The 13269-nt window shown below is 59.5% G+C and carries 8 protein-coding genes; 7 read left to right on the top strand and 1 reads right to left on the bottom strand.

From position 1 onward, the window contains the following. Positions 1–374: 374 nt before the first annotated feature. Positions 375–4064 (bottom strand): immunoglobulin-like domain-containing protein, encoded by a 3690-nt coding sequence (locus AC3WMT_RS28765; protein WP_492578044.1) that lies wholly within the window; start codon positions 4062–4064, stop codon positions 375–377. A 348-nt stretch (positions 4065–4412) separates the two neighbouring features. On the opposite strand from AC3WMT_RS28765, the gene flhA reads away from it, so the two are divergent. The 7 genes from flhA (at position 4413) to AC3WMT_RS28730 (ending at position 13244) form a co-directional block, all read left to right on the top strand. Then, a complete protein-coding gene (flhA, locus tag AC3WMT_RS28760) occupies positions 4413–6542 on the top strand; it encodes a flagellar biosynthesis protein FlhA (RefSeq protein ID WP_103306840.1) in 2130 nt (709 codons plus the stop codon). 11 nt (positions 6543–6553) lie between these two features. After that, on the top strand, positions 6554–7894 hold the full coding sequence (flhF, locus tag AC3WMT_RS28755; protein WP_103306839.1) for a flagellar biosynthesis GTPase FlhF: 1341 nt from the start codon (positions 6554–6556) through the stop codon (positions 7892–7894). A gap of 116 nt (positions 7895–8010) precedes the next feature. Next, positions 8011–8841: a flagellar synthesis regulator FleN gene (gene fleN, locus AC3WMT_RS28750; protein ID WP_003222917.1), complete on the top strand. Its 831-nt coding sequence runs from the start codon at positions 8011–8013 to the stop codon at positions 8839–8841. Then, positions 8838–9578 (top strand): RNA polymerase sigma factor FliA, encoded by a 741-nt coding sequence (gene fliA, locus AC3WMT_RS28745; RefSeq protein WP_003222919.1) that lies wholly within the window; start codon positions 8838–8840, stop codon positions 9576–9578. The genes fleN and fliA overlap by 4 nt, the downstream gene beginning before the upstream one ends. Positions 9579–9744: 166 nt before the next feature. Beyond that, entirely contained in the window at positions 9745–10116 is a 372-nt protein-coding gene (locus AC3WMT_RS28740) for a chemotaxis response regulator CheY (protein WP_024012118.1), read from the top strand. Positions 10117–10133: 17 nt separating this feature from the next. Further along, on the top strand, positions 10134–10922 hold the full coding sequence (locus tag AC3WMT_RS28735) for a protein phosphatase CheZ (protein WP_027613919.1): 789 nt from the start codon (positions 10134–10136) through the stop codon (positions 10920–10922). Between the two features lie 54 nt (positions 10923–10976). Beyond that, positions 10977–13244 (top strand): chemotaxis protein CheA, encoded by a 2268-nt coding sequence (locus AC3WMT_RS28730; protein ID WP_103306838.1) that lies wholly within the window; start codon positions 10977–10979, stop codon positions 13242–13244. Positions 13245–13269: the final 25 nt, after the last annotated feature.

The following is a 13269-nucleotide window of genomic DNA, read 5'->3' as shown; positions in this document are numbered from 1 at the left end:
GCACAAGCCGGCGGATTCTGGCGTAGCTGTAGGCAATTACGCAAGGTCGTGTAGCCTGATTACGTGTCTTGGCGTGTCATTTAAACGTGTCTGTTTAAAAGCAAAAGATTGTAGCCTTCAAACCCGAGCCTGGACCTGCTGCACCAACACAGCCATCGCACACCAACATCGCCGCCGCGTGGACCTGTTGCTGCATATCGGCCGCCCCGGCGGAGGTGAGCTCGAGACTGGCCAGTCCTAATCGAAAGCGCCCGTCCCAATAGAAGTCACGCAGATTTCTTATCATTGGAAGAGCGCAAGTTTAGGAGCAACCCCATCCACGGCCCTTGGAGGGCCAGTGGATAAGGCAAATCAAAGTTGCACTATTGATGTGATCAGGTAGGTTTTTTTTGATCGGGAAGGTACATGGCAAACCCCGGGAGCTGATTGCTCAAAGACACGCCGTGGCTCCACCATTCTTTTGATTGGGAGCTATAGCCCATTCGGCTTGCACGGGTAATTTCTCCGACTTGTGTCACACCCCCACTCCACCAGCCGTCTGGGTAGAAGTGCTCAGTGGCTATGAATTTTTTATTTAGGACTTTCCAGTGATAGCCGTATTCATGATCTGGGATTGGTTCCGCACCAACGCTTTGCGCCCATGCGCGGTATTCCTCATGATTGAATTTCTGATTATTGGAAGATACGTAATGGGCCACATTGGAAACGGTGACGGGGAACTCCTTAATTTGATTCGCCTGGTCGCGAACTCTGATAGTGGTGCTTCCGTTGCCTTGACTTCTGACGATACCGAGAAGGCGATCAACTGAAGCAATGCGCTCGTCGAGGGATTCATAGATATAAGGAGGAACCCCACCTTCGGCTCTACGATCGAACGCGGTTCCGATAGGATCGACGCCAGTCAGGACCCATGGCAGTCCCGAGCCTTCGATTGATATGTTGTACCCGCTGATTCTGAGCAGGGACGGATCCACGATAAGTTCAGGACGCGTCATTACGGTTAATGTCCTTGCGGCAGATGTCTCCCCCGGAGCGTACAGCGCCTTGGCGGTGAAACTGTGCAGCGCGGCGTTCAGTGCTTTCACCTCAAGTTCCCAACGGCCGTTATCGGCACGCACCTCCGCTATACCTTTGGACGTCGGCCCGTCAAAGATCTCGACTTTCAGGCGCGGTGTACCGCCGCCGGTCAATTTGAGAGTGTTATCGTACGTCTTGCCGTTAGAGGGAATTTCAATGCCTGTCGAGTCTTTCACCGAGGTGATGCTTGGCTTGATGGCATTCGAAAGGGTGAGGATTCTGCCAAGCGATACCTGCCCCGTACCGTACTGCGCCTTGGCAGTGAACGTGCGAGTGGCAATGCCGGTCAGTGTGATATCGCAGGTCCAGATGCCACCGGCATTGACCGGGTGTTTACCTTTAGTGGCAGCTCCGTCGAATACTTCGACTTCCTGAAGCGGTGCTGCGGTGCCGGTCAGTTTGATCTTCGGATCGACCGTGCCACCGTTATGTGGAATGTCTTCACCCTTGGAGTCTTGCACCGTGCTGATCACCGGTTTCACATCCTGCACGGCTTTGACGTTGTAGACGCGCGACGGGAAGGTCACGGCTTTGGCTTCATCGGGGCTGCCGTCGAAAGTGACCTTGAATTCGATTTTCAGTGTCGAGTTGTCCTTGAGACCGCGCAACTCGGCCACCGGTGTCGCCGGGTAAGGCCCTACGATCACGCCATCACCGCGTAGCGTTTCTCCCTCATAAGTCGTCTTTTTGTACTCCGATCCATCGGCTTTGGTGCCGCTGTAGCGCAGCCAGATTTTCTGATTCGCAGCAATCAAAGGCCAGGCAGCCACGCGGGTGAACGCATTGGCCAGGGCGGTCACATCGAGATCATCGTTGGACGCGCCATCGATGGTTGCCTTGGGCAGTTGGGCATGTTCATGCGGGATCGTCAGCACCGTCAGCGGCAAAACCTTCGAAGGTACCGGCGCAGCACCACGCGTCACGGTGTAACTCACCGTCACCGCTTTGCCCAAGTTGAAGGCCACGACCGCGTTTTTCAGCGGGATCGATTGTTGCCCCAGCGTGGTCACGGTTTTTTTCGCGGAGGTGTCCGAGCCGTTCGGTGGCGTGCCGGTCCAGGTGACGATGATGTCATCACCGATGGCCATACCGGTGTAGTCGACGATGGCAGTCAGGCTGTCCTTGGCCGCTAACGGATTGAGGCTGGTGCTGCCATTGGCCTCCTTGATCTTCGGCGCGTCCAGATCCAGCGCCGCGCCAATACGCAACGTCAATTCATGCGAGTTCCCCAGCGTAACTCCCGCTCGCTGAATGCTGTAATCAGCGACCACCGTGCCGTTGAGGTTGGCCGTCACGTATTGCTTGGCCACGGTGATGCGCACAGGTTTGCCGGCGGTGGCGGGGATCAGGTCGATATGGTCGCTGGTGCTGCCGCCGCTGGCCGAGCCGCGCCAGCGCCAGGTCACGCGGTCCTTGTCGCGGGTGCCCAGGTACGGCACCACCAGTGTGGCGCCGATCGGCGGGACCTTGTCCGGATCGAGCACGTCATTGTCTGCGCCCTCGACTTCCGGTCGGTCAAACGTCGGCAAGGGCACGCCGACCTGCATCGGGAACACCAGCGACTCGCGCACGCTCAGTAATGCGGTTTCGCTGTTGGTGACAATGTAAAAGACTTTGACGTTCAGGCCGTTGAAACGCTGGATTTCGGCATTGCTAACGTTGCGCACCACTGGTTGATTTTCCGCAACGTTGCCGACGGTGCGCGGGTCTTCGTAATAGACGGTACTACCACCCGGCGCCTGGGCCTGCCAGATCAAATTGATCAGGTCGCTGCTGTTGCGACCGGGATACCAGGGGATGTTCACCGTCGCCCAAGGTGTCTCCGGCGGCAAGTTCCCTCCCGGAGCTTCGGCCACAGTGGGAGCGCGCAATTGGCTGATTTCACCAATCACCGGGACGCTGGCGTTTTTCGAAGGGCGGTCGGCTGCACCGCTGCGCTGACGGATGTAGCCGACCGAGGCGCTGCCCTTGGCGATGGCCCTGACCGATGCATTGGGAATGGGAAATTTCAGAGGAAACGATACGACCGCGACTGGCAATTCAAGTGGCCCGACGATGATCTGCGAGCCTTGCGCCGGGGTGCCCGTCCAGGTCAGGAACACCTTGTCACCGACCTTGAAATCAGCTGCCGGCGTGTTGACGAGGACCTCCACATCGTCATCGCCGAGCTGATCGAGATTGATGCTGTTGGCCGGCTGGCCTTTGACCAGCACCAATGGAACGTCCAGTCGATTGCCGCCCAGATCCACCAGCACTTTGCGAATGGCCGACCACGGCGCGCGCTCGTCCGGGTAATTGCCGCAGCGATCGACGACCTGATAAGCCACCGCCACTTCCGGGCCATCACCCGCCGTCTCGATCACGGCGCGACTGAACACCACGTCGATCGGATGGCGGACCGGGTCCAGGGCCTGTTCCGGCGTGACAACGTGAGTGACCTGCTGACTGCCCCAGCGAGCGAGGATGCGATCGTAGCGGGTGAGGTTGCGGTAAGGCACGATGCGCATAGTCACGCCTTTGGCCGGCAGGTTTTGGTCAACCTCGTCATGGTCGAGGGAAAACTTCAGATCGGAGTGGCCGTCATCGCCAGCGATGTCATCGTATTCGCCGGGCCGCGTGAGCTTGACCAGCAGGATCAGTTCGGGTTTGGAATCTTCCGACGTCTGGTTCTTGTAGGTGATCCGGTAGAACACTGGCTTGGCCTCGCCGTCGAGCACGTGGGCCTTGGGAATGGTGAACGACAGGTCCTTGTTGAGTTCGATATCGAGATCGAGGGTCTTGCTCCAGATTGCCGAATTGGCATTGCCCCAGAACACTTCGGCCTTGTCGCCAATGTTCATGTTGAACCAGGCGGGAATGATGCCTTGCAGATCGTCTTCCACCGCCCGGATAGGAATGCCACCGCTGTAATGCTCGGCGGGATTCAAGGCGACCAGCGCGGGAAAGTACAGCGGTTTGAGGGCTAGCGGGTGTTGGGACGTGGTCATGGCGGCGGGCTCCGGTCGATGGTGGGGGCGACGGAGTGATTGAACGTGGGATCGGGGAATTGCGCACCTGTCAGATCTGACAGGTGCGGGCGTGTTTTCGACGAACGGTCACTGAGGAAAAGCGAAGGTTAAAAGATCGCAGCCTTCGGCAGCTCTAGATGTCATGTGTGGTGTGCCACGGCTAGTCCGACACCTGCAGATTCCGCGAACTCACATTGCGGTCAGCAGAAACTCACGCTCAAACCCCTCTGTTTCAATCAATGGCAAAAGTTGGAAGGCTTCTTGCAGTACCCGCCGTGAGCCCGCTCTGGGCGTCAAAAGTTTGCTTTAAAGGAACGGGGAAAACCGGTGGATCGCTCTCAGTTATTCAACACTGCTCGCTCGAATGTTGCCGACCTCAGTCGAGGCAATCTGGGCGTGCCGTTGTTGCTGCTGGTCATGCTGGCGATGATGATGCTGCCGGTGCCGCCGTTCCTGCTCGACGTGTTCTTTACCTTCAACATTGCCTTGTCGATTGTCGTCCTGCTGGTCTGCGTGTACGCGCTGCGGCCGCTGGATTTCGCGGTGTTCCCGACCATTCTGCTGGTCGCGACGTTACTGCGGCTGGCATTGAACGTGGCGTCGACGCGGGTGGTGATGCTTCACGGTCAGGACGGCCACGCCGCCGCCGGTAAGGTGATCCAGGCCTTCGGTGAAGTAGTGATCGGCGGTAACTACGTGGTCGGTATCGTGGTCTTCGCGATCCTGATGATCATTAACTTCGTCGTGGTGACCAAGGGTGCCGGGCGGATTTCCGAGGTGAGCGCGCGCTTCACCCTCGATGCGATGCCCGGCAAACAAATGGCGATCGACGCCGACCTCAACGCCGGTCTGATCGACCAGAACCAGGCCAAGGCGCGTCGTCAGGAAGTTGCCCAAGAGGCCGAGTTCTACGGTTCGATGGACGGTGCCAGCAAATTCGTTCGCGGTGACGCCATCGCCGGCCTGCTGATTCTGTTCATCAACCTTATCGGCGGCATGGCCGTCGGTATCTTCCAGCACAACATGAGCTTCGGCGACGCCGGCCGGGTTTACGCCTTGCTGACCATCGGTGACGGTTTGGTGGCGCAATTGCCATCACTGTTGTTATCGACAGCGGCGGCAATCATGGTGACCCGTGCTTCCGGCTCGGAAGACATGGGCAAGCAGATCAATCGCCAGATGTTCGCCTCGCCGAAAGCGCTGGCGGTGGCCGCAGGTTTGATGGCGGTCATGGGTCTGGTGCCGGGCATGCCGCACTTCTCGTTCCTGAGCATGGCGGCGCTGGCTGCTGGCGGCGCTTACCTGTTCTGGAAAAAGCAGAACGTTGCCAAGGTCGAAGCACTGCAAGAGGTCAAGCGCCAGCAGGAACTGCTGCCGTCGCCGGCCCGCGCCATGGAAACCAAGGAGCTTGGCTGGGATGACGTGACCCCGATCGACATGATCGGCCTGGAAGTCGGTTATCGTCTGATACCATTGGTAGACCGCAATCAGGGCGGGCAACTGCTGGCACGGATCAAGGGCGTGCGCAAGAAGCTCTCGCAGGATCTGGGCTTCCTGATGCCGACCGTGCACATCCGCGACAACCTCGATCTGGCGCCGAGCGCCTATCGCCTGACCCTGATGGGCGTGATTCTCGCCGAAGCGGAGATCTACCCGGATCGTGAACTGGCGATCAACCCGGGCCAGGTCTACGGCACGCTCAACGGTATCAACGCCAAAGATCCGGCTTTCGGCCTGGAGGCGGTGTGGATCGAAATCAGCCAGCGTGCCCAGGCACAATCCCTCGGTTACACGGTGGTGGATGCCAGTACCGTGGTCGCGACCCACTTGAACCAGATTTTGTACAAGCACTCCAGCGAGCTGATTGGCCACGAAGAAGTCCAGCAACTCATGCAATTGCTGGCCAAAAGCTCGCCGAAACTGGCCGAAGAGCTGGTGCCGGGCGTGGTCACGTTGTCGCAGTTGCTCAAAGTGCTGCAAGCGATGCTGGCCGAACACGTGCCGGTACGCGATATCCGCAGCATCGCCGAAGCCATCGCCAACAACGCCGCGAAGAGTCAAGATACCGCCGCGCTGGTGGCTGCCGTGCGGGTCGGCGTATCTCGCGCCATCGTCCAAAGCATTGTAGGCACTGACTCCGAGCTACCTGTGATCACCTTGGAGCCAAGGTTGGAACAAATATTGCTCAATAGTCTGCAGAAGGCAGGACAAGGCTCGGAAGAGGGCGTTCTGCTGGAGCCAAGCATGGCCGAGAAGCTGCAACGGTCGCTCATCGAAGCGGCGCAGCGTCAGGAAATGCAAGGTCAGCCGGTGATCCTGTTGGTAGCAGGCCCGATCCGCGCGATGCTTTCGCGTTTCGGCCGCCTCGCGGTCCCAGGGCTACACGTGCTGGCCTACCAGGAAATACCGGACAACAAGCAAGTGACCATCGTTGCGACAGTAGGGCCCAACGGCTGAGGTAGTGGTTTATGCAAGTTAAGCGTTTCTTTGCCGCCGATATGCGTCAGGCCATGAAGCTGGTTCGTGATGAGCTGGGCGCTGATGCCGCCATCATTGGCAATCGCCGCATTGCCGGCGGTGTCGAGTTGACGGCGGCACTGGATTACAAATTGTCGGCGCTGGCGCCACGGGTTCCGAACATGGAACTAGAAGACGAGCTGCGCAAGACCCAGTCGCGCATCGTTACCGCCCAGGCCGAACTGAGCCTGCGTGGCGAAGCCGACGGCAATAGCAATCGCCAGATTTTCGCCGGGCTGCCGTTGACCGCTGGCCTGCCGCTGACTGCCGCTGAGCCGCTGAGCGAGCCGACTTACGCCGCCCCGGCGCGTCCGGCCCCGGCGCCTGCGCAGTCCTCCGGCGGCGTGGATCCGCGTGCGCTGGATTCGATGCGTTTTGAATTGAACAGCCTGCGCGAGCTGATGGAAGTCCAGCTCGGCACGCTCGCCTGGAATCAGCTGCAAGGCAGCCGTCCGGCGCAAGCCAACCTGTATCGCCGTCTGCAGCGGATCGGCCTGTCCGGCCCGCTGTCGCGCGACCTGTTGGCGATGATCACCGATATCGAAGAACCTCGTCAGGCCTGGCGCATGTTGCTCGCGCACCTGGCGCGGATGATTGCCGTACCGGAAGTCGAGCCGCTGGAAGAGGGCGGTGTGATTGCCATGGTCGGCCCCGCCGGCATGGGCAAGACCACCACGCTGGCCAAACTGGCGGCCCGTTATGTGCTCAAGTACGGCGCGCAGAATGTGGCGCTGGTGAGCATGGACAGTTTCCGTATCGGCGCTCAGGAACAACTGAAGACCCTCGGTCGCATCCTCAATGTGCCGGTGACCCACGTCGATCCGGGCCAGTCGCTGGTGCAGGCGCTGGATCCACTGCTGCGCAAACGCGTGGTGCTGATCGATACCGCCGGCCTGCAAGCCAGCGACCCAGCCCTGCGCATGCAGCTCGAAAGCCTGGCCGGGCGTGGCATCCGTGCAAAAAATTATCTCGTGCTGGCAACCACCAGCCAGAAACAGGTTCTAACCGCCGCTTATCACAGTTACAAGCGTTGCGGGCTCGCCGGCTGCATCCTGACTAAACTGGATGAAACGGCCAGCCTTGGCGAAGTGTTGAGCCTGGCGATCAGTCATGAATTGCCGGTCGCGTACCTGACCGATGGCCCACGGATTCCGGATGATCTGCATCTGCCGCGCCGTCATCAACTGGTCAGCCGCGCCGTCAGCGTGCAAATGCAGGAAGAACCCAGCGAAGAAGCCATGGCCGACATGTTCGCTGATATCTATCACAGCCCGACCAAGCAGGTTGGCTGAGGTAATCATGAACAGTTTTTGTACCTACATCGATGGTCTGCCATGCATTGTTCCGGTTGTGAACGCGCAGCCAGTAATGTGGCCTCCGTCTATGCAAGACAAGGTAAAGAAATAACATGGGCAGCATGCATCCCGTACAGGTGATCGCGGTGACCGGCGGCAAAGGTGGCGTCGGCAAGACTAACGTGTCAGTGAACTTGTCTCTGGCGCTGGCAGAGCTTGGCCGTCGGGTCATGCTGCTGGACGCCGATCTGGGGCTGGCGAACGTCGACGTTCTGCTGGGCCTGACGCCCAAACGTACCCTGGCCGACGTGATCGAAGGCCGCTGCGAATTGCGCGACGTGCTGTTGCAGGGTCCCGGCGGGATCCGCATCGTGCCGGCCGCGTCCGGCACCCAAAGCATGGTTCACCTGAGCCCGGCGCAACATGCCGGTCTGATTCAGGCCTTCAGTGACATCGGCGACAATCTCGATGTACTGGTGATCGACACCGCTGCGGGTATTGGTGACTCGGTAGTCAGTTTTGTTCGCGCAGCCCAGGAAGTGTTGCTGGTGGTTTGCGACGAGCCGACCTCGATCACTGATGCCTACGCACTGATCAAACTGCTCAACCGCGATTACGGCATGAACCGCTTCCGCGTCCTCGCCAACATGGCGCAGAGCCCGCAAGAAGGCCGCAACCTGTTCGCCAAGTTGACCAAGGTCACGGATCGCTTCCTTGATGTGGCCCTACAATACGTCGGCGCCGTGCCCTACGACGAAAGCGTGCGCAAGGCAGTGCAGAAGCAGCGAGCGGTCTATGAAGCTTTCCCGCGTTCCAAGTGCGCGCTGGCGTTCAAGGCGATCGCGCAGAAGGTCGATACCTGGCCACTGCCTGCCAACCCGCGCGGCCACCTTGAGTTTTTCGTCGAGCGCCTCGTGCAGCAAACGGCAGGGCCTGTGTTATGACCGCCAGCGGTATGAACTACTACAAGAAGTCGGCACGTGACGCGCAGTACGAGTTGATCGAGCGTTACGCGCCACTGGTCAAACGCATCGCCTACCACCTGCTGGCGCGATTGCCGGCGAGTGTGCAGGTCGAGGATCTGATTCAGGCCGGGATGATCGGCCTGCTCGAAGTCTCGACCAAATACGACGCCAGTAAAGGCGCCAGTTTCGAAACGTACGCGGGCATTCGAATCCGCGGCGCGATGCTCGACGAAGTGCGCAAAGGGGACTGGGCGCCACGCTCGGTTCACCGCAACACCCGTATGGTCAGCGACGCAATTCGGGCAATTGAAGCTAAAACCGGCCGTGATGCTAAAGATCACGAGGTTGCGGCCGAACTCCAATTGAGTCTCGACGATTACTACGGGATTTTGAATGACACCCTGGGCAGTCGCTTGTTCAGTTTCGACGACCTCTTGCAGGACGGCGAACACGAAGGGCTGCACGAGGATGGCGCCAGTGCTCATCTTGAGCCGTCACGCGATCTGGAAGATGAACGCTTCCAGGCGGCGCTGGCGGACGCGATTGCCAATTTGCCGGAGCGTGAGCGACTGGTGTTGGCGCTGTACTACGACGAAGAGCTGAACCTCAAGGAGATCGGTGAAGTCCTTGGCGTCAGTGAATCGCGGGTCAGCCAGTTACACAGCCAGTGCGCGGCCCGTTTGCGGGGGCGTTTGGGGGAGTGGCGAGCGCGCTGAAGGCAGTGTGGGGACACTGCGAACGAGGCTGGTGCGGTGATGAACGGCACCGGTCTTGCTCTGTTGTGCTCCAGACAGTCTTCGAGTGCTGCGCCGATTGATTGAAGTGGCGCGCCCAGGTGCTGGGCGCGTTTAAGACTGCTTGGAGGTCGAATTGAACAAAGACATGAAAATCCTCATCGTTGATGACTTCTCAACGATGCGGCGGATCATCAAGAACCTGCTGCGCGATCTTGGGTTCACCAACACCGTCGAGGCCGACGATGGCACTACCGCCATTCCGGTGCTCAACAGCGGCAGCATCGACTTTCTGGTAACAGACTGGAACATGCCGGGCATGACCGGTATCGACCTGCTGCGCCACGTGCGTGCCGATGAAAAACTCAAGCATCTGCCCGTGCTGATGGTGACCGCTGAAGCCAAGCGCGAGCAAATCATCGAGGCCGCTCAGGCCGGTGTGAACGGCTACGTGGTCAAACCTTTCACGGCTCAGGCGTTGAAAGACAAAATCGAGAAGATTTTCGAACGCATCGGCTGATGACGCGCGGGGGAGCTATGGAGCATAACGAATCTTCACAGGGCGATTTCGAGTCGACCCTGAAAAAACACGCGGTCGAACTGGTCGAGAGCCTTGAAAAAGGCAGGTTCGGCGACGCTGTGCAACTGATCCATGAGCTCAATCAGACCCGTGACCGTGGCCTGTATCAGGAAGTCGGCAAGCTCACACGTGAACTGCACAGTGCGATCGTCAACTTCCAGATCGATCCGCACATGCCGCAGGCCGAGGAAGTGTCGCAAATCACCGACGCCACCGAACGCCTGGGCTATGTGGTCAAGCTGACAGAAGCCGCGGCCAACCGCACCATGGATCTGGTGGAAAGCGCCACGCCGGTGGTCAATGGCCTGGCTGAAGAAGCCCAGGCCTTGAGTACCGACTGGGGGCGTTTCATGCGTCGTGAAGTCGGGGCTGAAGAGTTCCGCGAACTGGCGCGCCGGGTCGACGGTTTTCTGTCACGCAGCAGCACGGACAACCGTGCGGTGTCGAGCAATCTGAACGACATCCTGCTGGCTCAGGATTACCAGGACCTTACCGGTCAAGTGATCAAGCGTGTGACCCAACTGGTCACCGAAGTCGAAAGCAATTTGCTCAAACTCGTGCTCATGGCCAGTCAGGTCGACCGCTTTGCGGGCATCGAACATGACCGTGCAGCGATGCTTGCAGAAAAAGATCCACAAAAACATCTCTCGCAGGGTGAAGGTCCGCAGATTCATGCCGATAAACGAGAAGACGTTGTGTCCGGTCAGGACGATGTGGACGATTTGTTATCCAGCCTCGGATTCTAGAGTTTTGGAATTTTAGGTTTTTTGGGTTTTTAGACCTGTAGGAGCACCCCATTAATGAGCTTCGGCGCCGATGAAGAGATCCTTCAGGATTTCCTGGTTGAGGCCGGCGAGATTCTTGAGCAACTGTCCGAGCAACTGGTCGAGCTGGAAAGCCGTCCGGATGACGCAGATTTGCTCAACGCAATTTTTCGCGGTTTCCACACTGTAAAAGGGGGCGCCGGCTTCCTTCAGCTCAACGAGCTGGTGGAGTGCTGTCACATCGCCGAAAACGTGTTCGACATCCTGCGTAAGGGTGAGCGTCGCGTTGATGCAGAACTGATGGACGTTGTCCTCGAAGCACTGGACGCGGTGAACAGCATGTTCAGCGAAGTCCGCGAGCGTGCACCGATCACTGCTGCGACTCCGGAACTGCTGGCTGCACTGGCGCGTCTGGCCGAGCCGCAATCGGCGGATCAAGCCCCGGCTTCGCCAGTGGCCGAGATGATCGAAGAACTGGTCGTCGAAGGCGATTCGGGCGACATCACCGATAACGAATTTGAACAGCTGCTGGACTCGCTGAACGCCGTCAAGGCCGAAGCCGAAGCCCCGGTGGCGGCTGCGCCTGCGCAAACTGCCGAAGAGGCAGCCAGCGATGAAATCACTGACGCCGAGTTCGAATCACTGCTCGATCAGTTGCACGGTAAAGGTCAATTTGCAGCTGACGCAGTCGCGCCGGCGGCAGCCAAACCTGCAGCGCCGGCAGCAGGCGACAGCTCGGACATCACCGACGACGAATTCGAAGCACTGCTCGATCAGTTGCACGGCAAAGGCAACTTCGCCGTCGAAGCGCTGGAGTCGGCGATTGCCTCGGCACCTGTGCCTGCCGCACCGGCGGCCGCCGCTGCCGGTAGCGATCTGATCAGCGATCACGAATTCGAATCGCTGCTCGACGAATTGCACGGTAAAGGCAAGTTCACTGAAGTCGGCGCCGCTGCTGCCGGCTCCGCTTCGACAGTCGCCACGCCGCCTGCGAAAGCACCGGCCGCTGCTGCTGCGCCGAAGCCTGCCGCCAAGCCTGAAGCGAAAGCCGAAGCGCCAAAACCGGCTGCCGCTGCTGCACCGGCTCCGGCCCGTGCTGCCGCTGCACCGCCACCGGAAAAACCGGCGAGCGAAGCCGAGACCACCGTGCGGGTCGACACCGCACGTCTCGACGAAATCATGAACATGGTCGGCGAGCTGGTGCTGGTGCGTAACCGCCTGGTGCGCCTGGGCCTGAACAGCGGCGATGAAGCCATGCAAAAGGCCGTGTCGAACCTCGACGTGGTCACGGCTGACTTGCAGACCGCGGTGATGAAGACCCGGATGCAGCCGATCAAGAAGGTCTTCGGGCGCTTCCCGCGTCTGGTTCGCGACCTCGCGCGTCAGCTGAAGAAAGAGATCAACCTGGAACTGGTGGGTGAAGAAACCGACCTCGACAAAAACCTTGTCGAGGCCCTGGCCGACCCGCTGGTCCACTTGGTGCGCAACGCCGTCGACCACGGTATCGAGTCGCCGGAAGAACGCGAAGCGTCGGGCAAGGCCCGTGGTGGTCGCGTGGTGCTGGCAGCCGAACAGGAAGGCGACCACATCCTGCTGTCGATCTCCGATGACGGCAAAGGCATGGACCCGAACGTCCTGCGTTCGATCGCGGTAAAACGCGGTGTGATGGACAAGGACGCGGCCGATCGTCTGAGCGATACCGAGTGCTACAACCTGATTTTCGCCCCGGGTTTCTCGACCAAGACCGAGATCTCCGACGTGTCCGGCCGTGGTGTCGGCATGGACGTGGTGAAGACCAAGATTTCCCAGCTCAACGGTTCGATCAACATCTACTCGACCAAGGGCCAGGGCTCGAAAATCGTCATCAAGGTGCCGCTGACGCTCGCGATCATGCCGACCCTGATGGTCATGCTCGGCAACCAGGCGTTTGCGTTCCCGTTGGTCAACGTCAACGAAATCTTCCACCTCGACCTGTCGACCACCAACGTCGTGGACGGCCAGGAAGTGGTGATCGTGCGGGACAAGGCCTTGCCTTTGTTCTACCTCAAGCGCTGGCTGGTCAGCTCCGCCGCTCATGAAGAACAGCGCGAAGGCCATGTGGTGATCCTGTCGGTGGGCACTCAGCGGATCGGCTTCGTCGTCGATCAACTGGTTGGCCAGGAAGAAGTGGTCATCAAGCCATTGGGCAAAATGCTGCAAGGGACTCCGGGCATGTCCGGCGCCACCATCACCGGTGACGGCCGCATTGCATTGATTCTCGATGTTCCAAGCATGCTCAAGCGTTACGCCGCACGGCGTATTTGAATCCGGGGCGGCGGGGCGACAACGT

It is taken from the genome of Pseudomonas sp. FW305-7 (assembly GCF_058786735.1).
Note: the sequence above shows the minus strand (reverse complement) of the source record. Positions and strands in the feature narration are given on the sequence as shown.

Excerpts from the sequence above, each read along its gene's own strand:
- AC3WMT_RS28765 (WP_492578044.1), bottom strand. The coding sequence starts at position 4,064 with ATGACCACGTCCCAACACCCGCTAGCCCTCAAACCGCTGTACTTTCCC.
- flhF (WP_103306839.1), top strand. The coding sequence starts at position 6,554 with ATGCAAGTTAAGCGTTTCTTTGCCGCCGATATGCGTCAGGCCATGAAG.
- fleN (WP_003222917.1), top strand. The coding sequence starts at position 8,011 with ATGGGCAGCATGCATCCCGTACAGGTGATCGCGGTGACCGGCGGCAAA.
- fliA (WP_003222919.1), top strand. The coding sequence starts at position 8,838 with ATGACCGCCAGCGGTATGAACTACTACAAGAAGTCGGCACGTGACGCG.
- AC3WMT_RS28740 (WP_024012118.1), top strand. The coding sequence starts at position 9,745 with ATGAAAATCCTCATCGTTGATGACTTCTCAACGATGCGGCGGATCATC.
- AC3WMT_RS28735 (WP_027613919.1), top strand. The coding sequence starts at position 10,134 with ATGGAGCATAACGAATCTTCACAGGGCGATTTCGAGTCGACCCTGAAA.
- AC3WMT_RS28730 (WP_103306838.1), top strand. The coding sequence starts at position 10,977 with ATGAGCTTCGGCGCCGATGAAGAGATCCTTCAGGATTTCCTGGTTGAG.